Genomic DNA, 26064 nt, shown 5'->3' on the forward strand with positions numbered 1-26064 from the left:
CTACTTGACAATTACGGGCACATATCAGGCCTGCGCGGCCATCCGGTTGGAGATCTTGTACCGGGCTGCGCGGTGGGTGTCCTTCACGCGGTCGCCGGCGCCGAACATCTTGTGGCGCAGCGAGCCCTCGGTGTATTCGGTCTTGTAGACCCCGCGCGCCTGCAGCTCGGGAACCACGTACTCGACGATGTCCTCGAAGGTGCCCGGAGTGACAGCATAGGCGAGGTTGAAGCCGTCCACGTCGGTGTACTCCACCCAGTCGATGAGCTTCTCGGCTACCTCGGCGCCGGAACCGACGGAGACCGGGCCGAATCCGCCCACGCCGATCCATTCGGCCAGCTGGCGGATGGTCCACGGCTTGCCGGTATCGCCGCTGGCCTTCTTGAAGGTTTCCACCGAGGACTGGATGGCGTTGGACTTCACGTCGTCGCCGATGACATCGTCGGGGCCGTAGACGGACATGTCGATGCCGGTCCAGCCGGACAGCAGTGCCAGCGACCCCTCGATATCCACGTAGGAGCTGTAGTCCTGGAACTTCGCCTGGGCCAGTTCGGTGGTTTCGGCGGTAATGATGGTCTGCATGGCGAAGACCTTGATGTCGTAGCGGCCACGCCCGGCGGCCTCGGCAGCGTCACGGATCTTGCTGACCGCTTCCTTCAGCAGGTCGCGGGTGGGGCAATTGACGAAGATCGCTTCGGCGTTCGACGCGGCGAACTCGGTGCCGCGCTTGGAGGCGCCGGCCTGGTAGATCACCGGGGTGCGCTGGGTGGACGGCTCGGTGATGGCGATGCCCGGAACCTTGAAGTACTTGCCTTCGTGCTCGATCGGGTGCACCTTGGCCGGGTCGGTGTAGACGCCGGTGGCCTTGTCATTCTGCACCGCGTCGTCTTCCCACGAGCCTTCGAGCAGCTTGTAGACCACCTCGAGGTACTCATCGGCGTGGTTGTAGCGCTCGTCGTGCTCCATCTGGTCTTCCTGGCCCATATTGCGGGCGGCCGAGGGAAGGTAGCCGGTGACGACATTCCAGCCCACGCGGCCGTTGGTCAGGTGGTCCAGGGTGGCCAGGCGGCGGGCGAAAGCGTACGGGTGCTCATAGGCGGTGCCCGCGGTGACGCCGAAGCCGAGGTTCTCGGTCACGGCGGCCATGGCGGAAACCAGCATCATCGGGTCGTTGACCGGTGCCTGGGCGCCGGAGCCCAGCGGGGTGACGTTGGTGCCCTTGTACACGTCGTAGGTGCCCAGCACGTCGGCGAGGAACAGTCCGTCGAACTTCCCCTTTTCCAGCACCTTGGCCAGGTGCGTCCAGTAGCCCAGGGTGTTGTAGGTCGAGGCCTTGTCCTGCGGATGGCGCCACAGGCCCGGCGACTGGTGCACCACGCAGTTCATGTCGAATGCGTTGAATAGGATCTCGCGCTTGTTCTCGCTCATGGCTTTGCCCCCATAGGTCGGTAATCGTGGAAAGTTGCTGGTTTACGTCGCAGGCCCTCAAGCCCGCTGGGTCGAATCTTCGCCGGTGACGGACAGCCGCTGCGGCTGGACCCCGTTGATCTCGTAGTCCCCGACGATGCGCGCCTTGTAGATCGCCGGGTTATGGGTGGCGATGGTGCGCGCATTGCGCCAATGCCGGTCCAGGTTGCAGCCGCTTCTGGTGGAAGAGGCTCCCAGTGCGTCGAAGAGCTTGCTGGTCACGCCGATGGCCAGTGGCTGCACCACGGTTTGCGCGCGGTTGGCGGCCAGCTCGCATACGGCGTAGCGTTCCTCGTCGTTCAGTCCCGGATCGCCCAAGGCGGCTTCAACTTCAAGGACTGCGCCGATCACCACGGAGTCGGCAGCGAAGGACTCCGCGGAAACTTCGCCCACCAGCTGGAGGACCTGGGGTTCCTGGTATACCGGCACCCCGGTTCCAGTGGTGAAGATGCGGGTGCGTGCCTGCACCGCGTGACGCAGGTCGTTCAATGCGGCGCGGGCGATGCCTGCCTGCACGGCCATGAGCACCAGCTGGAAGATCGCCGCTTCGGAGTCATTGGTCTGCTGCGGCATGAAGCAATCCACCGGGACCTGGTGGAATTCGGTAGTGCCGGTTCCGGTGAGGCCCTGGCCGAACCCATCCCAGTCGTCGAGGATCTTGACGCCGCTGCGCTGGGTGGAGACCACGGCGATCTGGCGGCCGGCGAGCTCCGGGTGGGCCACGGCAACGGTGGTCCAGTCGGCAAAAATGGTGCCGGTGCAGTAGTACTTTTCACCGTCGATCACCCAGCGCCCGTCCACGGTGCTGGCCTTGGTGTTCAAGGTGCCCAGGGCGTTGCCACCGCGTTCGGTGTAGGCGTTGCCGATAATCTGCCCGGCAGCGATGCGAGCGACCCACTTCTTGCGCAGCTCTTCGTCCTCCAGCGCCAAGACGTTCTCGACGAATGCGATATGCGCACGCCACAGCTGGCCTACGTGGGAGTCCGCCTCGGACAGCTCGATGAGCAGACGGAAGACATCCACCAGCCGTGCGCCGTAGCCCCCGTCGGCAACGGAAAGGCGCAGCGCACCGAAACGCTCGCGATTCAGCAGGCCTACCTGCTCGAAAGGAAGCACGCGGTTCAAGTCGCGGTCCTTGGCTGTCGCGGCGATCTGCGCAAAAACGGGACGGAAAATTTCGGCCAGCCGGTCGTATTGCTCATCCGCACTTGGTCCGGGGGTGATTTTCAGCAATTGCCTGGTCGGCAGCTGTTCTTCAAACTTGTCCAGGTCCATTGTGGTGGCCTGCGAAGGGTCACTGAGCTGGTTGAAGTCCAGTCCGAGGGCATTGTGCGATTCACCAATAGGCATCAGGGTTCTCAATTCTTTCCATCGGTCCTGGCGGTAGCACCGTCCCGCTATTGGGGTGGTTGCTGCGGCGTCGTGGAGCCAGATCTCTCAGCCGCTCTGGATGGGTCGTAATTCATTTGTAACGGTAATAAACCGGCGTTTCCAACCCGCGAAGTCACATTTCGTCCCAGTGCCGGCAGTGCCCATCTTCAAATTTCACAGCCTAATCCGCGTCCTGCCGAAGATGAGTTGCAAAGTTTTGCTTAATGTCGAGCAAACCGGCCTGCAATAAAATAAATAACGAAATTTCTGGGCAATGTGACGTAGTTGTCGAAGATTTTTTCATATTACGCAAGATTTGCGTTCAAATCGTTCGACTCGTTGTAATGGACACGTAACCATCCCGAGCGGCCGAGAGATCTGGCTCCACGACGCCGCAGCAACCACCTTTGGAGTTTTGCTCTGCAGGCCGGTGCTACCGCCAGGAACGATGGAGATGAACATGACTCTTTCCTTTGCAGCGCCCGAGGCAGCTCCCGTTGCCTCAGCTTCAAGCGCCCTGGACGTGCAGTTCAGCAACGTGTCGCGAACCTTCACCACCAAGATGGAAAGCCGCACCGTTCTGACCGATATCAACCTGCAAATTCCAGCAGGTCAAGTCGTGGCCATTCTTGGAGCCAGCGGTTGCGGAAAATCCACGCTGCTGCGTTCAGTATCGGGCTTGGACCACCCCACCACCGGCACCATCCGCACCGGCACCCGCGAGGTCACCGGCATCAACGAGTTATGCGCCGTTGCCTTCCAGGAGCCCCGGCTGCTGCCATGGCGCTCGGTTCGCCAGAACATTGCACTGGGCCTGGCACCGGAAACCGATAAGCGCGCCGGCAACTCGCTGATCGATGAGTTGATCGAGCTGACCGGTCTGAGCCATGCAGCCAGCTTGCGCCCACGCGAGATCTCCGGAGGCATGGCGCAACGGGTTTCGCTGGCTCGCGCGCTGGCTCGGCGCCCGGGTGTATTGCTTCTTGATGAACCCTTCGGCGCCCTCGATGCGCTGACACGCTTGAAGATGCAGGATCTGCTGCTCTCGATTCACGCATCGTTCCCCACCACTGTTCTCATGGTGACCCATGATGTGGACGAGGCGTTGACTTTGGCTGACCGCGTGATTGTTCTGGGGCGAGGCGCTGGGCATAGTGCAGCGGGCGTCATCGAGGATCTGTCCATCTCAGCTGTGCATCCACGCCGGCATACCGATGAAAAGTTCGTTGCAGATCGCCTGCACCTATTGCGCCTGCTCGGCGTCGACCCAACCAACCATTAGTCCCGGCCACGCCGTGGGTCCCGAACCATTCGTCCCCTTTGCCTTTTCACCTACACCGCTTGCACGCACAATTCTAGGATTCTCCATGCTTTTGAACCGTCTCACCCGCCGCACTGCATTGTCCGCCGCCGCCTTGATCGTTGGCGCAGTTGCCCTGACCGGCTGTGCTGGCGAAAACGCTACAGCCTCCTCGGATGGTCAGACCCTGTCCATCGACTTTGCCACTTACAACCCGCTGAGCCTGGTACTCAAGGAAAAGGGATGGTTGGAAGCAGCCGCCAAGGAGCAGGGCGTAAATGTCGAATGGATCCAGTCCGCTGGTTCCAACAAGGCCAATGAAGCTCTTCGCGCCGACGCAATCGATGTTGGTTCCACAGCCGGTTCCGCTGCGCTCCTGAACCGTTCGAACGGTGCACCCATCAAGACCATCGCACTGTATTCGCAGCCGGAATGGGCGGCCCTGGTAGTGGATAAGGACTCGAAAATCGAGTCCGTTGAAGATCTCGCTGGCAAGACCGTGGCCGCTACAAAGGGCACCGACCCATACTTCTTCCTGCTGCAGGCGCTGGAATCCGCGGGCTTGAGTGAAGCTGACATCAAGCTGCAGAACCTCCAGCATGCCGATGGACGTACCGCCCTGGCCAACGGCTCGGTTGATGCCTGGAGCGGTTTGGATCCGATCATGGCCGCTGCCGAAAAAGACGGCGCGCAACTGGTTTACCGGAACTTGGATTTCAACACCTACGGTGCGCTGAACGCTCGCGAAGACTTCATTGAGCAGAGCCCCGAACTCGCCCAGCTCGTTGTCGATGCCTACGAAAAGGCTCGTGGCTGGGCAGCTGACAATCCCGAGGAAACCGCAGAAATCCTGGCCGACGTAGCAGGGCTCGAACCAGGAGTTGCTGCCACCGTCATTGAGGAACGCTCCAATCTGGACGTTCCGGCAGTTCCCGACGCCAAATTCACTGGAGTCCTGAGCAAGATTGCTCCCACGCTGGTCGCTAGCGGCGATGTCTCGGAGCAGGAATCCGTTGATGAAGCTCTGGAAACCCTCATCGATGACCAGTTTGCCGTCAAGGCAGACGCAACAAAGATCTCCGGAGAGTAACCAGCCATGAGTCCCTCTAACGTGGCTGGAACCCGCGGAAGCCAAACACCTGCCAAGCAGAAGGCCAGCATGGCCGCAACGATCCTGCGTGCCCCGAAATGGCTGCTTGCGCTGGTCTTGCCGCTGACCACCCTGGCTGTGTGGCAATTTGTCACCGTTACCGGAATCGTTGCTCCGTGGACACTGCCAACTCCGGGTTCAGTGGTTTCTGCTGCCATTGAGCTCTTCCAGGATGGCGAACTCGGAAAGCACATCGGCATCTCCACTCAGCGTGTTCTTCTCGGTTTCGCCTTCGGATCATTGCTGGGCTTGGCGCTGGGTGCGCTTGTCGGACTGTCCAAATTGGCAGATGCATTTCTGGGACTGAGCATCAGCGCCCTGCGTGCAGTCCCTTCCTTGGCTTGGGTTCCGCTGCTGGTGCTCTGGATGAAAATGGGTGAAGATTCCAAGGTCACACTCGTGATCATTGGTGCCTTCTTCCCGGTCTTTACCACCGTCGCCTTGGCGTTGCGCCATGTCGATGCCCACCTGGTCGAAGCAGCCCGCTCCTTCGGGTTGAAGGGATTGAAGCTGCTGCGCACCGTCCAGCTGCCCGCAGTGGTCCCTTCGATCTTCTCCGGCCTGCGTTTGGCACTAGCCCAAGCTTGGCTCTTCCTGGTCGCAGCCGAACTCCTCGGCGCGTCAATGGGCCTTGGCTTCTTGCTCACCGACTCGCAGAACAACGGCCGATTGGACCGCCTGATCATGACCATCGTGCTGCTGGCCGTCTTTGGAAAGATCACCGATGCCCTGCTGTCGATAGCAGAACGCTGGGCTATCAAGCGCTGGACCTGAAACCGGACCCGCTAATACCCGCTAGTACCCGCTAGTACCCGCTGACAAAGCTACCCCTCACCAAAGAAAGTTTGCGATGACCACCGAATTGGCAACAACCTCAACTCAAGTTTCAGAGGCAGCACGCCAGGAATTCTGGGACGAAGCGGCGAACCTCTTGGATTGGGACATCCCGTGGCACACCACCAGCCGCATCATTCCGGCCGATCCGGATGCCAAGCGCGGACCGGAAATTTCTTGGTACCTCGGCGGCAAGCTGAACGCCGCAGTGAACTGCGCCGACCGCCATGTAGCTGCGGGACGCGGGCAGAAGGTCGCACTGTATTTCGAAGGCGAGCCCGGAGACCGGGTAGCCGTCACCTACAAGAATTTGCAGGAGCGGGTCTCCCAGGCAGCCAACGCCTTGGAATCCCTGGGTGTGGTGAAGGGCGACCGCGTGGTCATTTACCTGCCGGTGCTCATTGAAACAATTGTCATCACCTTGGCTTGCGCCCGCATCGGCGCCATCCACTCGCTGGTCTTCGGCGGGTTCTCCGCCGAAGCGCTGAGGTTCCGCGTGGAGGACACCAAGGCAAAGGTCCTGGTCACCACCGACGGCCAGTTCCGCCGCGGCACTTCGGTTCCGGTCAAAGGCAACGCCGATGCGGCCGTTGCCGGCGAGAACGAAATCGAAAAGGTCCTGGTTATCCGCCGCACCGGCGACGAAATCCCGTGGACCGAAGGCCGCGACATCTGGTGGCATGAGGTGGTTGATACCCAGTCCACCGAGCACCACGCGCAGGCATTCGATGCGGAAACACCGCTGTTCATCATGTACACCTCGGGAACCACCGGCCAGCCGAAGGGCTTGGTGCACACCACCGGCGGGTACCTGACGCAGGCGGCCACCAGCTACAACCTGCTGTTCGCCAACCCGGACGAATCCCAGCGCGCCAAGGACGTGCACTGGTGCACCGCCGACCTCGCCTGGGTCACCGCGCATACCTACGAGATCTACGGCCCGTTGGCCAATGGCGTCACCCAGGTAATCTACGAGGGCGTCCCCAACGCCCCGCACCCGGGCCGCCACTTCGAGGTCATTGAACGCTACAAGGTCACCAGCTACTACACCGCTCCCACCTTGGTCCGCTCGTTGATGGGCTGGTTCCCGGACGGCATCCCCGCTCAATACGATCTGTCCTCGGTGAAGATCGGCGGCACTGTGGGTGAAGCCGTCAATCCCGAGGCATGGAAATGGTTCCGCCAGCAGATCGGCCGGGACAGCGAAGCAGGACTGCCGATGGTTGACACCTGGTGGCAGTCCGAATCCGGCGCGACCGTGCTTTCCCCCCTGCCGACCGATGGACATTTCAAGCCAGGCTGCGCCGCACGCGCGCTGCCGGGCATCTCGGTGGACATTGTTGACGATGGCGGCCTGAGCGTGCCGGCCAACCAGCAGGGCAATATTGTCATCACGCGCACTGGCCCGTCGATGGCCCGTACCGTATGGGGCAACCCGACGCGCTACTACACCAGCTACTGGGAACAATACGTAGAGCAGGGCTGGTTCTTGGCTGGCGACGGTGCCCGCTTCGATGAGGACGGCGATATCTACATCCTGGGCCGCACCGACGACGTGATCAATATTTCCGGCCATCGGCTTTCCACCATTGAAATCGAATCGGCATTGGTCACCCACCCCGGCGTGGTGGAAGCCGGCGTCTGCCCCACCCCGGATTCCAAGACCGGACACGCTGCAACTGCCTTCGTGGTACCGCTGGACAAGACCCTGGTTGCCGAGTCGCCTGACGAGCAGCTCGTTGCACGGCAGGCCGAATTCATTGCTGAACTCCGCAATACCGTCGCGGTGCAGATCGGCCCGATTGCCAAGCCGCGGGAAATCGTCTTGGTTCCAGATGTGCCCAAGACCCGTTCGGGCAAGATCATGCGCCGCCTGCTCACCCAGCTGTTCGAGGGCACCACGCTCGGCGACACAACGAGCCTGCAGAATGAGCCGTGCATTCCGGAGATCAACGCGATCTGCCGCGCGCGCGGCTAATCGCTGCTCCCAGGCCCCTTGGGGTTAAACAAATGAAGCTTCTTCCCCGGCGGGGGAAGAAGCTTCATTTGATTTGCCGGTTAGGAATCCCCGGTCGTTGGCTTCTGGCTCTGGCCATCGGCCGCAGTGTTCTTGCCGTCCTGCACCGGGTCAGCGGCGGCTTCGGTGGCGAAGAGCTTCCCTTCGGAGGCCTTGCCCTCGGCACTGACCAAAGGAATTTCGGTGGTCATCAAGCTGAACTGGCTGCCCTCATGGCGGTCAACCGCTTGGCCCACGGACTGCTCCAGGACCTTTCGAGCCACCTTGCCGCGAAGCACCAGCGGATCCTTGCTCAGGTCCTTCCACAACGCCACGCAGAGCAGGAGCATCACAATCACGAATGGCAGCGCCGAAACAATGGTGATGTTCTTCAGCCCGGTCAATGCCTCCGCCGGATGATCGCCGCCAGCCAGCAGCATCACCGCGGCCACAGCGCCGGTGGCCACGCCCCAGAAGATCACGGCCTTCTTGGATGGCTCTTCAGCGCCGCGTTCGCTGAGCGCACCCATCACGATCGAGGCCGAGTCTGCGCCGGTCACGAAGAAGATTGCAATCAGCAGCACGGTGACGACCATCAGCACGGTAGCCATCCAGCCCGACAGCGGGAGGCGCCCAAGCATGTCGAAGAGGATCAAATCGAAGTCGATATCTGGTACGCCGTCAACAATGCTGGCCAGCTTTTCCCCGGTTTCCCCGGAGCGTTCAGCGCGTTCCTGAATACCGATTGCGCCACCGCCGAAGATTGCAAACCAAATCAGGGTGACACTGGATGGAACGAGCAGCACGCCGGTGACGAACTGGCGAATAGTGCGGCCACGGGAAATGCGGGCGATGAACAAGCCTACGAATGGGCTCCAAGAGATCCACCATGCCCAGTAGAAGACAGTCCACGAGGACAGCCAATCAGACATTGCGCCATCGCCGGCAGCCGTACGCGAAGCCATCTCCGGCAAGTCGCCGATGAAAGCGCCAATGGCATTGGGAATGACGTTCAGGATGAACAGAGTTGGGCCGCCAATGAAAACGATCAATGCGATGATCAATGCCAATACCATGTTGGTGTTGGACAACCACTGGATACCTCGCTCGATGCCGGAAACGGCAGAAGCGACAAACAATGCCGTCAGAATGCCAATGATGATAACCAGAACGCCGGAGCCGACCTTCTCCATCATCCCGATGGCCTGGATGCCGCCGCCAATCTGCAATGCGCCCAGACCCAGCGAACAAGCCGAGCCGAAGAGGGTGGCGATGATGGCCAGGATATTGATGGTGCGCCCGCCCCAACCATGGATGGCGCGGTCGCCGAAGATCGAGCTGAACATGGCTGAGAAAAGCTGGGGGCGTCCCAGCCGGAAGCTGCCGTAAGCCATGCCCAAGCCAACGATGGCGTACATGGCCCATGGGAATAGGGTCCAGTGGAAGAGCGTGGTGCCCATGGCGGTGCTCAGGGCATCACTGGTGGAACCTTCCACCGTTCCCGGAGGAGGCGACATGTAGAAGTACAGCGGCTCGCCTACGCCGTAGAAGACCAAGCCGATGCCCATGCCGGTTGCGAACATCATCGAGATCCACGAGACCGTGGAGAACTTTGGCGTCTCGCCGTCCTTGCCCAGCGGGATGCGTCCGAAGTTCTTGGCCGCTACGACGATGGCGAAGACCGCGAAAACCGCGGCAGCGATGACAAAAAGCCAGCCAGTGTTGGTGATAACCCAATCAAGGGCCGCACTGGAGGCCTTGCCCAGCCCTTCCGGGGTAGCGAAACCCCAAATGATAAATGCCAGCGCTAGAACGCCGGCAATTCCGAATACCCAGTAATCCGTACCGGAAAGTGAGTACTTCTTAGGTCGTCTGTGACGAACTGAATGCAGTTCCTCGACGAGGTCTACGATTGATTGATCCGTCTGCTTCATTGCGTTCTTCCTTCACTGGTGAGATCCCGCGGAGAAGATCCGGGCGGAATCTGCCGAGCCATCGCCTCTCGAGTAAACGATCGCCATGCAGTGTGATTGATTGCGAATTGCTTTTCGGGTGTCGGTCCGTTGTGTCTAAATCTAGCGTTGGAGCAGCCTGAAAGAAACAGCTATTCTCCGCTGATATCCCGCGAATTATTTCTGCGAGTTGACCCGATTTAGCACGAATTTGACACGATAAATCCCAAAATGGGCCTTTTCCAGCATGGTCGACATCTCATCAAGGGTCAAATCTGTTCCTTGATTTCTCGCCATTTTCGGACCTCCGCCGCCCCAGGATCACGTTGTTTACGCTGGCATCACCATCTATGTGAGCTTCCTCGCCCCATGGAGTTTTCCACTCCTTGCCCCCGCGAAATCATCAAATGACCGGAAATATTCTTGGAGTCAAAATCGCTCATTATTGCCTTTCCTATTCCTGGTGAAATCTCTATGATTCCGCAATTTTTCTCCCCGGAAGCACGTCATGCCTGAACATGTCGGTTACGGAATACTTACTAATGAGCCATTGATCCAACCAGCGAACCGGGGTCCACCAACTTTTAACGTGAAATACACTGGAACTTATCTTGACTGATTCAAAATAAGCAGGCATGCTGGGTACATGACATCACAGGCAGGGATCGAGCAGGTGCTGAAGGCGGCATCGATGCGGGTCACGCAACCGCGCGTTGCGGTACTTTCCGCCGTCGCAGCGCACCCGCACGCGGATACCGAAACCATCATTTCGGCTGTCCGTGAAGATCACCCCAATGTGTCGCACCAAGCTGTCTACGATTCACTCAGGCTCTTCACGAAGCTGGGTGTCATTCGGCAGATACAGCCACAGGGCCATACCGCCCGCTATGAAGCCCGCGTTGGCGACAATCACCACCATGTGGTGTGCCGCCAGTGTGGAAAGCTGGCGGACGTCGACTGCGCTGTCGGCGGCGCCCCGTGCCTGCATGCTTCCAATGACCACGGGTTCAGCATTGATGAAGCCGAAGTGATCTATTGGGGCACCTGCCCGGGTTGCCAGGCTGCGAACGCATAGTTGCTGTCTAAGTAAACCCCTAGATTTGCCATCGTCATCAGCGCAGCTGCTGTGCGATGGATAAAACCAGATAAACCCTAAACAATCCGGAAGGAAAGAGCACATGTCTGAGATGACTGCAGGTCAGTGCCCAGTAGTTGGCGGCGCGGGTCGAATTCACCCTACCCAGGGCAATGCCAACACCGAATGGTGGCCGAATAAGCTGAATCTGAGGATTCTGGCCAAGAACCAGCAGGTTTCCAACCCGCTGGACGAGAACTTCGACTACATTGAAGCCTTCAATGCCCTCGACTTGTCGGCAGTAAAAGCCGACCTGACCGAAATCATGACCCAGTCGCACGACTGGTGGCCAGCAGACTTCGGCCACTACGGCCCGTTCTTCATCCGCATGGCTTGGCACTCCGCAGGCACCTACCGCTCGCACGACGGCCGTGGCGGCGGCGGCGCAGGCCAGCAGCGCTTCGCTCCGCTGAACTCGTGGCCTGACAACGTTTCGCTGGACAAGGCTCGCCGCCTGCTGTGGCCAGTGAAGAAGAAGTACGGCCAGTCGATTTCCTGGGCCGACCTTATCCTGCTGGCTGGCAATGTGGCTCTGGAAGACATGGGCTTCGAGACCTTCGGTTTCGCCGGCGGCCGCAAGGACGTTTGGGAAGCAGATGACGATGTCTACTGGGGCCCTGAAAAGGTCTGGCTGGACAGCGAACGCTACACCGGCAAGCGAGACCTGGATGCTCCTCTGGCAGCAGTGCAGATGGGCCTGATCTACGTGAATCCTGAGGGTCCTGACGGAAATCCGGATCCGCTGGCCTCGGCCGTAGACATCCGCGAAACCTTCCGCCGCATGGGCATGAACGACGAGGAGACCGTCGCGCTGATCGCCGGTGGCCACACCTTCGGCAAGACCCACGGCGCGCATGCCGATGACAAGATCGGCCCGGATCCAGAAGCAGCTCCGCTCGAAATGCAGGGACTGGGCTGGAAGAACGGCCACGGCACCGGCAAGGGCGCGGACACCGTCTCCTCGGGTCTTGAAGTCACCTGGACCTACCACCCAACCCGCTGGGACAACGAGTTCTTCCACATCCTCTTCGCCTACGAATGGGAACTGTTCGAATCCCCAGCAGGCGCCAAGCAGTGGCGCCCGGTCAACAATGGCGGAGCCGGCTTGGTCCAGCCTGCATTCGAGACCTTGGAACACCGCGAGCCACGCATGCTTACCAGCGACCTGGCCCTGCGCTTCGACCCGGTCTACGGCCCGATCTCCAAGAACTTCAAGGAGAACCCAGACCAGTTCGCAGACGCCTTCGCCCGCGCATGGTTCAAGCTGACCCACCGTGACATGGGCCCGAAGTCCCGCTACTTCGGCCCAGAGGTTCCTGCTGAGGACCTGCTCTGGCAGGATCCACTGCCAGCAGCTCCGCAGACCACCTTGGGTGCAACTGAAGTTGCCGCACTTAAAGCCCTGATCAACGATTCGGGACTGACCGTCCAGCAGCTGGTATCCACGGCTTGGAAGGCCGCTTCGACCTTCCGCAGCTCGGATAAGCGCGGCGGCGTCAACGGCGGCCGCATCCGCCTGGAACCACAGGTCTCCTGGAGCGTGAACCAGCCTGAACAGCTCAAGCCGGTAATTGCCAAGCTGGAAGAGATTGTTGACAACTTCAACGCCACTTCCGGGATCAAGGCTTCCTTCGCGGACGTCGTTGTCCTAGCCGGCAACGTCGGAGTCGAGCAGGCAGCCCTGGCAGCTGGCCAGCAGGTCGAGGTTCCATTCACCCCGGGCCGCGTAGACGCAACCCAGGAGCAAACCGACGTTGACCAGTTCGCATGGCTGGAACCAGTTTCCGACGGATTCCGCAACTACGACTCGGGCTTCGTCAAGCTGCCTAGCGAGTACTTGCTGATCGACCGCGCGAATCTGCTGGGCCTCTCGGCACCGGAAGCTACCGTACTGCTCGGTGGACTGCGCGTCATCGGCAATAACTGGGACGGCTCCAACTTGGGCGTCTTCACCGACACCCCAGGCGCGTTGACCAACGACTTCTTCGCGAACCTGCTGGAGCTGGGGTTGGAATGGACCCCGTCCGCTGACGAACAGACCTACACCACCACCGATGGCCGCTGGACCGGTAGCCGCGTGGATCTGGTCTTCGGTGCCAACTCCGAGCTGCGTGCACTGGCCGAGGTTTACGCTTCGGATGATGCCAAGGAGAAGTTCGTCAATGACTTCGCCTCCGCTTGGGCCAAGCTCATGGACGCAGATCGCTTCGAACTGCGCAGCAAGTAGCAGCTGCTGGGCTGCAAGCCCGTAGCAATTAGTGCTGGGCTGCTGCTTCCCGCAAGGGAGGCAGCAGCCCAGCACTTGTTTCATGCGGGAACTGCCCGTCAGAACAGCGTCGCGGCGCCGCTGGCGAAGTCCGGGTTCTCCAGCTTCAGCAGCTCGGACTTGGCTTCCAAGCCTCCCAGGTAGCCGCCCAATGAACCATCGGTGCGCAGCACCCGATGGCAGGGCAGCACGATGGGAATCGGGTTGGTGGCGCAGGCTGAACCGACGGCCCGCACCGCCTTCGGCTTGCCGATCTGCTGCGCCAGCTGGGCGTAGCTCAAGGTACGCCCGTAATCGATATGACCCAGTTCCAGCTGCACCTGGCGGCGGAACTCGGTGGAGAGCTGCAAGTCCACCGGAAGATCGAAGCCATGCCGTTGGCCCGCGAAATACTCATCCAGTTGCCGGACGGCACCATCCAAGCTCGACTTGTCGCGCAGGATCCGCGGGCTGAGCCTTTCCGAGAGCACCTCCAGAATCCGGTCATGGCCTTCGGATTCAAAAGCGACCCGCACCAGCCCGGCATCGGTACTGGCCAGCAGCAAGGCCCCCACGGGGCTATCGACCACGCGATAGGCAACATCAACAAGTTCCAGTGCACGGGCCCGTTCAACGAGCCGGCCCTGCAGCGAGTCGAGGATTTGCGCTTCAGCGGCCGTAGCCTGCTGCCGATAATTTTTTCCGTTCATGGCTGCTCCCGCCATAGTTCTTGGTCATCCATCCGGGCCCGCAGATTCTTGATCCCATCGGCCCCCGAACGCCGGGCGGCAGCTTCGGTGCCGGAAAGGATTCCGGCAATTTGCGCGTAGCTCATTCCGCCCAGGTAGCGGTAGGCCACCACCTGCCGCTGCTTGCCAGGAAGCTGGTTCACCTCATGCCACAGCTGCAGGTTTTCCAACTGCAGATCCGGCCGTTGGGCCGATGGGGCCAGGCTGTCCACGTCTTGGCCGACGAGGATTTCCGGCTTGTTCCTGCGCAACTCGTCAATGGCTTTATTCCGGGCAATACGCACTAGCCATGCCAGGACATTGGCGTCTTCAGGCAGTTGCGGGTACGCCTTGAGCGCGGCGAGGAACGTTTCGGACCAGGCGTCTTGCGCGCGGTGCTCATCAAGCAGGGCACGGCAAACGCGCAGGACGTTCAGTCCATAGTCCTGGACTATCCGCTCGAACGGTGCTTGCATGGCTCTCCTGGAATTCTTGCGCCTTCATGGCTTCTCACCATGTAAACGTACGAGGAGACCATTTTGTGAGGCGTGAACGAAAAAAAATTTACTTCTCGCAGAGACCCCATGGATTCCTAGAATGCCACCAGATCCAATTCGCTGGCGATCTGCTCAAGGCGGATCAAGTCCAAGTGGAGCATTTCGCCATTTTCCACGCCTTGGGGATCCGTGGTTCCGGCCAATGCGTCGCGGATGGTGCGCATGGTGGCCCCATGGCTGACAATCATGACCTTGCGCCCGGCATGCCTGCTGGCCAAGTCCAGCAGCGCTGGCACTGCACGGCTCAAGATCTGGGCACGCGGCTCACGCAGGTCCTTGGCAGCAGCCGATTCCGCTTCGCTGACCTCGGCCATGATCCGGCCTTCCAGCGGGCCGAAGCCGCGTTCAATGAGTTCCGGAACAGCGTTCCCCGTCTCAGCCCCGATCTGCTGGGCAATCAGCGCGGCAGTTTCCTGGGCACGTTCCAAGGGTGAAGCAAGTACCAGCGACCAATTCTGGCCGATGAGCCTGCGTCCGACCTCGCGAGCCTGTTCGCGCCCGGTATCGTTCAACGGAATATCGGTTCGTCCCTGCAAGCGTCCTGCAAGGTTCCAGTCTGTCTGCCCGTGTCGAACCAATGCCAGAGAAGTATCCATGAATCCAGCCTAACCGGGGCAACAGGTATCGAAGAATCTCCGATATCAGCTCCAATACGCAACGTTACGACTCATAGTTGGGTCACGAACGGTCATGTTGCGAAGATTATTACACCATCCCGAGCGGCTGAGAGATCTGGTTCGATGACGCCGCAGCAACCTGCCACATCCGGTGGATACGGTGCTACCGCCAGAAACGATGCAGCCGCTTACCCGTTGGACCACGGCAGGAAGCGACATTGATTCCGGGATTCCTGCCTCGATCGCGGCCCGCCCTGCGGTGCACGCGAAACCCCAGTCGACAAGGAGTCGTAAGCCACCATGGCAGATCACAAGTTTGGTTTCCGCACCCGCGCATTGCATGCCGGAGGCACCCCCGATGCCGAGCACGGCTCACGCGCAGTGCCGATCTACCAGACCACTTCGTTCGTTTTCAAGGACGCTGACGATGCGGCCAACCTCTTTGCCCTGCAAAAGTACGGCAACATCTACTCGCGTATCGGCAACCCGACCGTGGCGGCTTTCGAAGAGCGCATGGCTTCGCTGGAAGGCGGCATCGGAGCGGTAGCCACCGGCTCGGGCATGGCCGCGGAATTCGTCACCTTCGCGGCCTTGGCCCAGGCAGGCGACCACATCGTGGCATCCTCCAAGCTCTATGGCGGCACCATCACCCAGCTGGATGTCTCGCTGCGCCGCTTCGGCATCAACACCACTTTCATCGACTCCAATGATCCCGCCGACTTCGAAGCGGCGATCCAGGAGAACACCAAGGCCGTCTACACCGAAGTTGTGGCCAACCCGTCCGGCGACATCGCTGACCTGAAGGGCCTGGCCGAGGTGGCGCACCGCCACAATCTCCCGCTGGTGGTCGATTCGACGCTCACTCCCCCGTACATCCTGCGCCCTATCGAGCACGGCGCGGACATCGTGATCCACTCGGCTACCAAGTTCATCGGCGGGCACGGCACCACCCTGGGCGGCGTGGTCATCGAGTCGGGCAAGTTCAACTGGGGCAACGGCAAGTTCCCCACCATGACCGAACCGGTAGCCAGCTACGGCAACGTCTCCTGGTGGGACAACTTCGGCGAGTACGGCTTCCTGACCAAGCTGCGCAGCGAGCAGCTGCGCGACTTCGGACCGGCCCTGCCGGCCCAGTCCGCATTCCAGCTGCTCCAGGGCCTGGAGACCTTGCCGCAGCGCATGGACAACCACCTGTCCAATGCGAAGCAGGTCGCGGCCTGGTTGCAGGCCGATGAGCGCGTGACCTACGTGAACTACGCGGGCCTGGAGTCCCACCCGCAGCACGCGCAGGCCAAGGAGCTGCTGCCCATGGGCGTCGGCTCGGTCTTCAGCTTCGGGGTCAAGGGCGGGCGCGAAGCCGGCTCGAAGTTCATCGAGGCCCTGCAGCTGGCCAGCCACCTGGCCAACATCGGCGATGCCCGCACCCTGGTGCTGCACCCGGCCTCCACCACCCACCAGCAGCTGAGCGCCGAGCAGCTGGTCTCCGCGGGCGTGCCAGAAGATTTGATCCGACTGTCGGTAGGGCTGGAAGATGTCGAGGATATTCTCTGGGATCTGGACCAGGCGCTGGCCGCTTCGCAGGAAGTGATTGCCGGTTCCGCCGCAGGGTTCGAGGCACCGGCCTATGACGGTTCCGCCTGCGCATTGCCAACCGCTTCGAAGGGAGCAATCTAATGGCTGCCGTTGAAACCACTTGGGAAGGCCCGGGAGCCGCACAGCGCCTGGAGATCCTGCGCGACACCAAGTCCATCGCCATTGTCGGCGCCTCGAACAAGCCATCGCGCGCCAGCTATTTCGTGGCTACCTACCTGCTCTCCTCCTCCAAGTACAAGGTGTACTTCATCAACCCGGTACTCGATGAGATCCTGGGCCAGCCGGTGTACAAGTCGCTGGCCGATCTGCCGGAAACCCCGGATCTGGTGGAGGTCTTCCGCAAGCACGATGACCTGCCTACCGTGTTGGACGAGGCTCTGGCCGTAGGCGCGAAAACACTGTGGCTGCAGCTGGGATCCTGGCACGAGGAAGTGGCCCAGCGCGCCGAGGCCGCGGGCATGAATGTGGTCATGGACCGCTGCGTGAAGATCGAGCACGCGCGCTTCCACGGCGGCCTGCGCCTGGCTGGATTCAACACCGGCGTGATTTCTTCCAAGCGCCAGGTACTTGCCTAGGGAGTCCAAGATTCCAGGAAATGGGTGCATGCAACATTGCGTTGCATGCACCCATTTTTCTGCGGCAATTCCCCGGAATCGGCCGGTTTGGTCAACGACGCTGAACTTTTGCACGGAGCATTCCGAAGGAAGAACAAGACCTCTAACGAACCATGGTCGACGCAATTGGCCCACGGCATGCCGTGGGTGTGGCCCCGAAGTGCTCGACGCGTTCAATCACAGATCGAAAAATCTGCAAACCACAGCACTGCAACGCAAGGCCAAACGACCCAAACCCTAAAACAGGCAGAGAGAATCGATTTCGATTCGCTACGAGCGCGAACGAAAGAAGAAAAATCCCGCCCGCACTGCTATATGAAAACTCAATTCCCCTGGCCCGAGAACATTCCAGCATCTCGCAATAGCATTGCGCCTGAGCTGGTCAAGTTTTTGGGACACGAACTTTGATCTTTTTGTACATTTCCTCAAGCCGTCAAAGCTAGAGGATCCCTTTCCTGATATGAGTCCAGAACCGCCTGGGGCTAACTCCGCCATTTGCCGTATACGGGCGCTTCCGGTTGTACCAAACCGCGATGCACTCCTTCACTGCGGCACACGCAGCCACCCTGCTGCTGAAGAACCTGTGGTGGAACATTTCCTTCTTGGTCGTCCAGAAGGCTGACTCGGCGACGGAATTATCCCAGGGACACCCCGGCGCGTCCCGTCGACTACCGCACCCTGTGCGCAGCACACCACCTCTGGAACGCGCCGAGGTACATTGGGGCCTCGGTCTGAATGGAACACACTACCAAACTGGATGAACGCCTGCGACGCAGCAAGCCCCCTCGAGTCAATGGCCAACTACGTTTACATGTTCTTACCCATTGACCAGCCCACGATCTGTCGCGAATTCAAATCGATCACCGTCGCCAAATACAACCAGCCTTCACCGGCGCGCAGGCAGGCAATATCGCCTAACAGTTTCGCCGCAAGCCGCGAGGAGCGGAAGTCAGGCATGCCGAGATTGTCGACCCTATGGTTTTCTATACGCACCGTCCGGGATTGGCGCTCACGCACGGTCGTGGTTTTGAAGGCGCTCATCCGCCTGGCCCGGATTCTCAGCTCTTTCATGAGCGACATCACCGTGGATGTCGAGATGTCTTCCTCATGGTTTTTGCGGATCAAATCCACTAATTGTCCGCCACCGGCGACCTGGTTGGACGCCTCACACTCGTCCTGGAGCAGTTTCGTGCGGTGTGCTCGCAGGACTTAGGCTTCGCTCAGCTCTTGGCAGGCGTTCAGACATCGGTAGTGACTGCCCCTGGAATTCTGGGTTTCCTGCCCATCCAGTTCACTGGATACTCGCCTATGTGGGCTTCGATGAAGTCTAAGACCGCGCTTACTCCTTACTGTTCGAGGCGCGATAGGCACCGACAACTTTTATGAAGCCGTTCTCCCGTTTCACCTTCAACAGTTCTTTGCGCAGGTTCTCGTTGTGGACCGTTTCACTGGGCCGTGTTCTTCGGTTTCCGCTATGGGACGCTCGGCGCGGTCGGCGCGGGATTCTGAGCGCTCATTGACCTCTATTTGAAATAAGAGCGCCATAGGTACGTCTAGTACTGTTTAATGCATTTAAGAGTTTTTTAAATTTACGACATCGAAAGGCTTTGGATGTCGCGCTCACAATCAATTACCCTGCGTCCATTTCGCAGCGCAGACACCGAATTCTTTGCCAGCATGGCCTCGGATGAACGTGTAGCTCGTTTTATTGGGTATGGGGAGCCATGGGACCGGCAAACCATCAACGCCTGCGTTAAGCAATCCCTCCAACATGAACCACTCGACACTGTGGGGGGCTCTCGATGGTTCCTAGCTACTGAAGCAAATGCAGCAGTGGGCCTCGTGTTTTGCACCCGGCAGGAAAGTTGCGTGGAGGTCGGTTACTGGGTATCTCCAGATCAATGGGGGCGAGGAGTTGGTGGAGCCGTGCTCGATAGCACCCTGATTTCAATTCCCAAGATATACGGAATTACGAAATTCAGTGCCCGCGTAGCTCCGGCTAACACTGCTTCAACCCGACTGCTCACCAGTCGAGGATTCAGACTGGAAAAACGTGATGACATGCTTGAGTACTACACACTGGAATAGCCTTCTGTGGGTAACCGAACGCAGCCTAGATTCCTGATTGAACCAGTTGGGGGTGAAATGTATTTGGTTTAGTAGCCGATCCGTAGAATTTTGGCACGCGATTATTGAACCGTTCTTCAAGGGGTTCGGTAGAACTAACATGAAACCTGCTATGTCATGCCGAATACTTTCTATACTGCAAATATGACTTCCCCTCCTACCTCGACCATCGGGCTTGGTACTTGGTCCCGTGAACCAGGTACTGCTCTAGTGCAAGCAACTGCCTTGCCTAGCGATGCGACCTCATCATTTGTGATTCTGAGCGAAACGCACACCATTGATGTCTCTACGGAGTGGGAGCCTCATTCGCACCTGGCCCATGAGCTCTTATGGACCCAAGATGGGACACTCACCGCTCGAATCGAAGGACAGATTTTTACGGTCTCCGAGGGTCATGGTCTGTGGATTCCGTCCGGAGCGCTGCACGGTGGACGCCTGACCGCAAATGTAGAACTTTTCAGCGCGTTCTTTTCCCCTGAACGAACCACCACCCCATTCAGTACCCCTACAGTGATCGACATGAAACCGTTGCTTAAGTCGTTGCTGGTCCATTTATCCAGTCGGGAACTGAGCCAAGAAGCCAGAGCGCGTGCGGAGGCTGTAGTTTTCGACGTACTCAAACCATCAGCTCATCAGCTAGCGCTGCGCTTGCCCGATGACCCTCGTATCCATGGCATTGCCAACCGTTTACTAGCCAACCCTGCGGATAACCGATCTCTCGAGCGATGGGCGGTAGATGCTGGAATCAGCTCACGAACCATCACGCGAGTCTTCCGCGAAGCAACCGGCTTATCCTTTGCCCAGTGGCGTCAAGCGGTGAAAATTCATCGCGCCCTGGAGCTGCTCACCAACGGTGAAGGCGTCCAAGACATCTCTGAAATGCTGGGCTACGCGCAGCCGAGTACTTTTATCGACGCTTTTCGACGCACCTTGGGCTCCACACCTGGCACATTCGCCTTAGCAAATGTGAATAGGTGACCGAAAAGCCGGATGCACTGTCAGAAATCATCGATTGCTGACATCGATTAGTTAACTTAGACTTACCTAAGTGAAAATACCTATTCAAATCGGACGTATTCAATCCGTTCCTTACGCATGCTAGACGTGGCGTCCGGAGCAGCATCCGCCGCAGCCGGAACGATGCTCGCCCACGAGGTAGTACTGCGCTACGGCAAAAGCACTGTAGTGGACGGTGCTTCCATCCGTTTATCCCCGGGTGAAGTCACCGCACTCATTGGACCCAATGGCAGCGGGAAATCCACACTTCTCCGTTCCATGGCAAGGTTGCATGAGCGCGCCGCGGGGGTGATCACGCTCTCCAATTCTCACGGGGAGGCCCGCGAAATTAGCACGCTGAATGGACGAACATTCGCCCACGAAGTTACGCTCTTCGCGCAGTCCCACGCCACCCCGGAAGGGTTAGCCGTGGCAGATATCGTCGCCTTCGGTCGCCATCCATATCGGCGCGGTTTCTCGGGGCTATCCGATGCGGATCATGCGGCGATTGCCTCGGCCATGGAACTGACTGGCACTACCTCGATGTCCCGGAAGGCAGCTGGGGAACTATCCGGTGGAGAACTTCAACGTGTCTGGTTGGCCGTGTGCTTGGCACAGCAAACCAATGTGGTGCTTCTCGACGAGCCGACCAATCACCTCGACTTGAGATATCAGGTCGAGACCCTAGATCTGGTCCATGATCTGGCCCGTCAAGATCGGCTAGCCATCGGCATCGTCCTGCATGACCTGAATCAAGCCGCCGCGTTGGCTGATCGGCTGGTGCTGATGAAACACGGCCGGGTATACGTCTCAGGAACCCCCGCTGAGGTCCTCACAGCAGATAACCTCTCGGAGGTCTATGAGATCCCTGTGCAGGTCCTCTCTGATAAGCAGAATGGATTGTTGCGCATCGAACCGGTTAGCCGCCACCGGATGAGCTGACCACTTTCTTTCTACCACCGAAACATATAATTACAAGGGAAAACCTATGCCTACACTCGCTCGAAATGCAGTCACTTCAGCGGCCGCTCTAGCACTGTTGTTCTCAGCCACCGCTTGCGGTACCACGGACATTAGCAGCGCTGGTGCCGAACGGAGCCCCGCTGCCGCATCCGCAAGTTGCGCGAATGACACCACCGCCACTAGCACAGATCCGGTATCTATGACCGATGATCTGGGTCGCACACTTGAATTGGATAAACCAGCCGAGCGCGTGGTGGTGCTCGAATGGCAGGAAATTGAAGATGTACTGACCTTGTGCGTCACTCCGGTGGGCGTCGCTTCCCCAGATGGATATAGCACCTACGTCACTGCAGAGGAGCTGCCTGAGGGTGTCGCTTCGGTGGGTGAACGTGGCGAGCCAGATCTGGATTCGATCTACGCGCTGGACCCCGACTTAATCATCGTGGACGCTTTTAGTGAAGAAGACCCCGTGCTGTCGCAGCTTGATAAGGGCGACGTTCCCGTATTGGCGGTCAAGGGCAACGATTCTGCGGATCCCATCGGCAACATGAAAAATGTCTTCTCACAGGTCGCCGAAGCCACCGGCCGCACCGAGCGTGCTGCCTTAGTGCTCAACGAATTCGACGCCCACTTGGCGCAGAAAAAACAGGAAGTCTCCGAGGTGAAGTTGGAAACCACCGACTTCCTCTTCTTCGACGGTTGGGTTGACGGCTCCAACCTGACGATTCGCCCATACACTGATGGGGCTCTGTTCACAGAGCTTGGCAAGGAACTGGGCCTGAGCCCAGCTTGGAACGATGACATCAACAAGTCCTTCGGATCCGGCGGCGTGAACAAAGAATACGGGCTGGCCCAGACGGACATAGAAGGCCTAGCGGGCGTTGGCGACGTCAACCTGTTCTACTCCAACGACGCAGGCACCGGGTGGACCACCGAGCTGGAATCCAGCGAGATCTGGAACAACTTGACCGCAGTCAAGGAAGGCCGGACCTTCCAGTTCCCAAACATCTGGGGTGCCGGCGGGCCGAAATCCACCAGTCAAGCGGTAGATGCCTTCACCGATGCACTGACCTCCGCCTCGGAAGCCAAGTAGCGTACAACTGAAATGAAAACCGCTGAAAAATCAGCAGAGCGACACATCGTGGACAGCGGGGTCGGCATCCAAATGACCGGCCTTGGTTATTCCCCCGCGCCGGTCACCGGTACCCGTCTCGCCACTGGCCTAGGTCTGCTAGCCGCCTTAGCGGCAGCGGTACTGCTGGTGGGTGCTTGGCACCTCACCCAGGGGACCTCTGGTATTGGTTTGGGTGAACTGCTACGCGCACTCACCGGAGATGACACCCGTATCGGAGGGGTGGGAGCCGCCGAGATCTTCACCGGCTCCCGGCTACCGCGCCTCTGTGCGGGTGCCGCCGTTGGTCTGGCTTTGGGGGTAGCAGGTTCACTGCTCCAATCCGTCACCCGCAACCCGCTGGCCTCGCCGGACACATTGGCTGTCACCTCAGGTGCATTCTTCGCGTTGAGCGTGGCTGCTGCCTTGGGAATAAGCATGTCCACGCTGGCTTCCAGCACTCTCGCATTCGCTGGCGGGCTGCTCGCCGCCGGGATCGTATTGGCTATCTCTGGGCGCAGCGCGGGAACCGCCACCACCCGGTTGATCCTCGCTGGCTCAGCCATCGCCATGGCGTTGGAAGCAGGCAGCGGAATCATCTTGCTGCTGTTCAAGGAAAATACGACTGGACTGTATGCCTGGGGTTCAGGGTCGCTGGCCCAACTAAATCTCGATGCATTCTTGCGCAGTCTGCCAGTGATCTTGGTGGTGCTGGCCATCTGCCTCTTGCTCTCTCGCCGACTGGATGTCCTGTCCTTGGGTGATGAAAACGCTGCGGTGCTCGGCATCCCGGTGCGCTCAACCCGCGCTCTGGCCGTCCTGTGTGCTGTTCTGCTCACCGGCGTTTCCGTTTCGCTGTCCGGCCCGATTGCTTTTGTAGGGCTTGGCGCCCCCGTGCTCGCCCGACTGCTGTCGCGCCGCCTGGTAGTGTTGCGCCGTCAACTGTTCTTGCTCCCCGCCACCGGCCTGATTGGTGCGCTACTGATCCTGCTGGCCGATGTTTCGCTTCGTGCCTCGCTCGGTGCGCAAGGTGCGGCTTCCATTCCTACTGGAGTTCCCACCGCGATCCTGGGCGGCGTGCTGATCATCATCTTGGCAATGCGACTGCCCGAAGCTTCCAGCTCTCGCAACCCGTTACAGGTAGCAAGCAAATTGCGTAGCAACCGCCGATTCATTCTCACCATGACGCTGGGATTCAGTTTGCTGTTGGGAGCGGTGATTCTAGGCCTTTTGGCCGGGAGCATGTTACTCAAGCTGGGAGATCTCGCCTTGTGGTTCCAGGATGATGCGCCCAAGCTCATTGCCCGCGCCTTCTCCGAACGTGCACCACGGACCAGCGCGGCGCTGGGTGCCGGAGCCGCCTTGGGACTGGCTGGTTGTTTGGTGCAGGGCGCCGTGCGCAACCCATTGGCCGAGCCCGGAATCCTGGGTATTACCGCGGGGGCAGGGCTGGGCGCGGGTGTAGTGGTCACCGCCTTTGGCGGTTCCCGCTCGCTACTGGTGATTTTTGCGGTGATTGCCGGGCTCGCGACCTTCGCTGCCATCACCGCCCTAGCCTGGCGTCGAGGATTCTCCCCTGAACGTTTTGTGCTAATCGGCATCGGTGCAGGCTACACGCTCTCTGCGGTCACCACCTACCTGCTGCTGAGCATTAATTCGTGGGAAACTCCGCGCATCTACACCTGGCTGTCTGGCTCAACTTATGGACGTCAGTTCGCAGACGTGTTACCTGTTCTGACGGTGTTGGCATTAGCTCTTCCGGTCGTACTGCTCATGGGACGCAAACTGGACCTGCTAGCCATCGACGAAGACCTGCCCCGGGTGCTGGGCGTCAAGACCATTCGCATCCGATTAGTCTCATTGTCCATTGCCGCGCTGCTTGCGGCACTCAGCGTCGTGGCCGTAGGTGTGGTTGGCTTCGTCGGACTCATCGCCCCGCATCTGGCGCGGTCGTTGGTGGGTTCCCGCCATCACCGGGCGATCCCGGTGTCCATGGTTTTCGGAGCCTTGCTAGTTTGCCTGGCCGATACCTTGGGCCGTACCGCAATCGCGCCGGCACAGATTCCCGCCGGTCTGATCGTGTCGTTGCTCGGCTCCCCGTACTTCATTTGGCTTTTGTACCGATCACGCGGCTAGGTGTTAAGCGAGGATCCTAACCGACTCCGCCTCCACCCCACCTAATAGTAAGGAATCATGGCGAAACGCTCTGCCCGGCAAACGAGAATCCAGGCCTTTGACCCCGAGCAGCACCCGGCGCAACTACGGCATCTGGGTTCCATATCAGGTCCGTGGGAAAGTCTCATGGCAACGGTCAACGCTCGGCTGCTCACGATACAGTCATCAGATGCCACCATACTCGGTGCCGCATTGCTTACCGCCCGTTCGGCGACTGCATACGTGAAGATCTCTGGGGTTCTTGCCCGCGACACAGCTGCATATGAAGAGCTCGTCCGTGCGGTGCTGGACTATGCCAGGGAAAAAGATCTGGCCTGCGTGAAATGGGAAAGCTGGTCGGGAGAACCGTGGCTAGCAGACCTGGCTGAACAAATGGGTTTCCAGTCGTTGCCTGCTCCACGCTTCACCACAGATGCTTCGGTATCGATTCCAAAATTCGGCTATGTGCACTGGTCACATCCAGCCCGATATCTGCGTACCTCGCACTACCAGCAAAGCGAGAACTTCACCTGCGCGGCGGTTTCCGCGCTGGCCGCGCACGGGGAAACGATGAGCATTGCAACGATGGATCGCCTACGTACCGCCGAGTTGTTACTGTGGCGTCAAGCGACTAATTTCATGGCTTGCGAACCCGTGGGGCTCGGGCTGGCCATCGCTGAGCGCTGGCCAGCAAGCTCAGTTCAGGTGTCTTTGGATACCGATAAGCCAGTAATCGTCGACTATTATCCCGAGGTTGAACGTGGTTGGCGGGGCATCTTGCAGGCTGACTCGCGCCGCCGTGCAGAAGCTACCGGGTTGCCGGTGACCTCTATGCGTATGGAAATCTCACAGATTCACAAAGTATTAAGTCAGGGTGCCCGCGTCTTGTTGCTGGTGTCATTGCAGCAGATGCTCGGCTACGATGTTCCGCACTGGCTACTCTGCCATGGAACGGCTGGTTCCACGGAACGTCCCGTCATTCTCATCGAGGACTCTTGGGTCGATGTTAGTAGCGGGGAGAGCTGGGTGGATGCTACCTGCCTACCGATAGCTTTCCAGCAACTAGAAGCAATGTCTTGTCTCGAGTCAGATGGCTATCGAGCTGCGCTAATTCTGACTGAGAGTGCTCAGTAATCACCAATCAAGTTCGTCAA

General features: G+C 59.5%; 20 protein-coding genes, 1 pseudogene and 3 riboswitches. Of the genes and pseudogenes, 14 read left to right on the forward strand and 7 right to left on the reverse strand.

All coding sequences use genetic code 11. The annotated features are described in order from the left end of the window. Positions 1-24 precede the first annotated feature (24 nt). Positions 25-1428, reverse strand: coding sequence for an LLM class flavin-dependent oxidoreductase (locus ACP3TE_RS05865; protein WP_332498882.1), 1404 nt, complete (start codon positions 1426-1428; stop codon positions 25-27). Between the two features lie 57 nt (positions 1429-1485). After that, positions 1486-2817: an acyl-CoA dehydrogenase family protein gene (locus tag ACP3TE_RS05870; RefSeq protein ID WP_426735753.1), complete on the reverse strand. Its 1332-nt coding sequence runs from the start codon at positions 2815-2817 to the stop codon at positions 1486-1488. Positions 2818-2832: 15 nt separating this feature from the next. Then, positions 2833-2924, reverse strand: a riboswitch (SAM riboswitch). A 267-nt stretch (positions 2925-3191) separates the two neighbouring features. Then, positions 3192-3293: riboswitch (SAM riboswitch) on the forward strand. Positions 3294-3298: 5 nt separating this feature from the next. Here ACP3TE_RS05870 and ACP3TE_RS05875 point away from each other — a divergent pair. The 4 genes from ACP3TE_RS05875 to acs all read left to right on the forward strand — a co-directional run bounded on the left by ACP3TE_RS05875 (position 3299) and on the right by acs (position 8100). Then, a complete protein-coding gene (locus ACP3TE_RS05875; protein ID WP_332488317.1) occupies positions 3299-4120 on the forward strand; it encodes an ABC transporter ATP-binding protein in 822 nt (273 codons plus the stop codon). A gap of 85 nt (positions 4121-4205) precedes the next feature. Beyond that, positions 4206-5228: an aliphatic sulfonate ABC transporter substrate-binding protein gene (locus ACP3TE_RS05880; RefSeq protein ID WP_404598736.1), complete on the forward strand. Its 1023-nt coding sequence runs from the start codon at positions 4206-4208 to the stop codon at positions 5226-5228. A gap of 69 nt (positions 5229-5297) precedes the next feature. Further along, a complete protein-coding gene (locus tag ACP3TE_RS05885; RefSeq protein ID WP_404598735.1) occupies positions 5298-6062 on the forward strand; it encodes an ABC transporter permease in 765 nt (254 codons plus the stop codon). 76 nt (positions 6063-6138) lie between these two features. Continuing rightward, the gene (acs, locus tag ACP3TE_RS05890) at positions 6139-8100 is read left to right on the forward strand and encodes an acetate--CoA ligase (protein ID WP_426735756.1); all 1962 of its coding nucleotides are present in this window, start codon (positions 6139-6141) and stop codon (positions 8098-8100) included. A gap of 80 nt (positions 8101-8180) precedes the next feature. On the opposite strand, the gene ACP3TE_RS05895 is transcribed toward acs, so the two are convergent. Further along, positions 8181-10052, reverse strand: a complete 1872-nt coding sequence (locus ACP3TE_RS05895) for a BCCT family transporter (protein WP_426735758.1) — start codon at positions 10050-10052, stop codon at positions 8181-8183. Between the two features lie 664 nt (positions 10053-10716). Here ACP3TE_RS05895 and ACP3TE_RS05900 point away from each other — a divergent pair. After that, positions 10717-11145: a Fur family transcriptional regulator gene (locus ACP3TE_RS05900; RefSeq protein WP_105657951.1), complete on the forward strand. Its 429-nt coding sequence runs from the start codon at positions 10717-10719 to the stop codon at positions 11143-11145. Positions 11146-11248: 103 nt separating this feature from the next. Beyond that, positions 11249-13432, forward strand: coding sequence for a catalase/peroxidase HPI (gene katG / locus ACP3TE_RS05905; RefSeq protein WP_332488326.1), 2184 nt, complete (start codon positions 11249-11251; stop codon positions 13430-13432). Between the two features lie 98 nt (positions 13433-13530). On the opposite strand, the gene ACP3TE_RS05910 is transcribed toward katG, so the two are convergent. The 3 genes from ACP3TE_RS05910 to ACP3TE_RS05920 form a co-directional block, all read right to left on the reverse strand. After that, positions 13531-14160 (reverse strand): methylated-DNA--[protein]-cysteine S-methyltransferase, encoded by a 630-nt coding sequence (locus ACP3TE_RS05910; RefSeq protein WP_332595235.1) that lies wholly within the window; start codon positions 14158-14160, stop codon positions 13531-13533. After that, positions 14157-14654 carry an RNA polymerase sigma factor gene (locus ACP3TE_RS05915; protein ID WP_105657949.1) on the reverse strand — a complete coding sequence of 166 codons (498 nt, stop codon included), beginning with the start codon at positions 14652-14654 and terminating at the stop codon, positions 14157-14159. Before ACP3TE_RS05915 ends, ACP3TE_RS05910 begins: the two co-directional genes overlap by 4 nt. A 116-nt stretch (positions 14655-14770) precedes the next feature. Further along, positions 14771-15331 (reverse strand): histidine phosphatase family protein, encoded by a 561-nt coding sequence (locus ACP3TE_RS05920; RefSeq protein ID WP_133834309.1) that lies wholly within the window; start codon positions 15329-15331, stop codon positions 14771-14773. Positions 15332-15442: 111 nt separating this feature from the next. Beyond that, positions 15443-15537: riboswitch (SAM riboswitch) on the forward strand. Between the two features lie 115 nt (positions 15538-15652). On the opposite strand from ACP3TE_RS05920, the gene ACP3TE_RS05925 reads away from it, so the two are divergent. Beyond that, positions 15653-17026 carry an O-acetylhomoserine aminocarboxypropyltransferase/cysteine synthase family protein gene (locus ACP3TE_RS05925; protein WP_402697491.1) on the forward strand — a complete coding sequence of 458 codons (1374 nt, stop codon included), beginning with the start codon at positions 15653-15655 and terminating at the stop codon, positions 17024-17026. After that, positions 17026-17520 carry a CoA-binding protein gene (locus ACP3TE_RS05930; RefSeq protein WP_402697489.1) on the forward strand — a complete coding sequence of 165 codons (495 nt, stop codon included), beginning with the start codon at positions 17026-17028 and terminating at the stop codon, positions 17518-17520. The genes ACP3TE_RS05925 and ACP3TE_RS05930 overlap by 1 nt, the downstream gene beginning before the upstream one ends. A 464-nt stretch (positions 17521-17984) precedes the next feature. Here the strand turns inward: ACP3TE_RS05930 and ACP3TE_RS05935 are convergent. Beyond that, positions 17985-19059, reverse strand: a pseudogene (locus ACP3TE_RS05935) (IS3 family transposase); the annotation flags it as partial. Positions 19060-19170: 111 nt separating this feature from the next. Here ACP3TE_RS05935 and ACP3TE_RS05940 point away from each other — a divergent pair. From ACP3TE_RS05940 to ACP3TE_RS05965, 6 genes are all read left to right on the forward strand, one after another. After that, positions 19171-19647 (forward strand): GNAT family N-acetyltransferase, encoded by a 477-nt coding sequence (locus ACP3TE_RS05940; protein WP_105657939.1) that lies wholly within the window; start codon positions 19171-19173, stop codon positions 19645-19647. 183 nt (positions 19648-19830) lie between these two features. Continuing rightward, positions 19831-20664, forward strand: a complete 834-nt coding sequence (locus tag ACP3TE_RS05945; RefSeq protein ID WP_402697485.1) for a helix-turn-helix transcriptional regulator — start codon at positions 19831-19833, stop codon at positions 20662-20664. 117 nt (positions 20665-20781) lie between these two features. Then, positions 20782-21624: an ABC transporter ATP-binding protein gene (locus ACP3TE_RS05950; RefSeq protein ID WP_105657938.1), complete on the forward strand. Its 843-nt coding sequence runs from the start codon at positions 20782-20784 to the stop codon at positions 21622-21624. Positions 21625-21874: 250 nt separating this feature from the next. Continuing rightward, entirely contained in the window at positions 21875-22738 is an 864-nt protein-coding gene (locus ACP3TE_RS05955; protein WP_286134247.1) for an ABC transporter substrate-binding protein, read from the forward strand. Between the two features lie 12 nt (positions 22739-22750). Further along, positions 22751-24892 carry an iron ABC transporter permease gene (locus ACP3TE_RS05960; protein ID WP_402741726.1) on the forward strand — a complete coding sequence of 714 codons (2142 nt, stop codon included), beginning with the start codon at positions 22751-22753 and terminating at the stop codon, positions 24890-24892. A 165-nt stretch (positions 24893-25057) separates the two neighbouring features. Next, positions 25058-26044, forward strand: coding sequence for a peptidase C39 family protein (locus ACP3TE_RS05965; protein ID WP_332595360.1), 987 nt, complete (start codon positions 25058-25060; stop codon positions 26042-26044). Positions 26045-26064 lie beyond the last annotated feature (20 nt).

The organism is Glutamicibacter sp. 2E12 (assembly GCF_050030965.1).
GTDB lineage: Bacteria > Actinomycetota > Actinomycetes > Actinomycetales > Micrococcaceae > Glutamicibacter.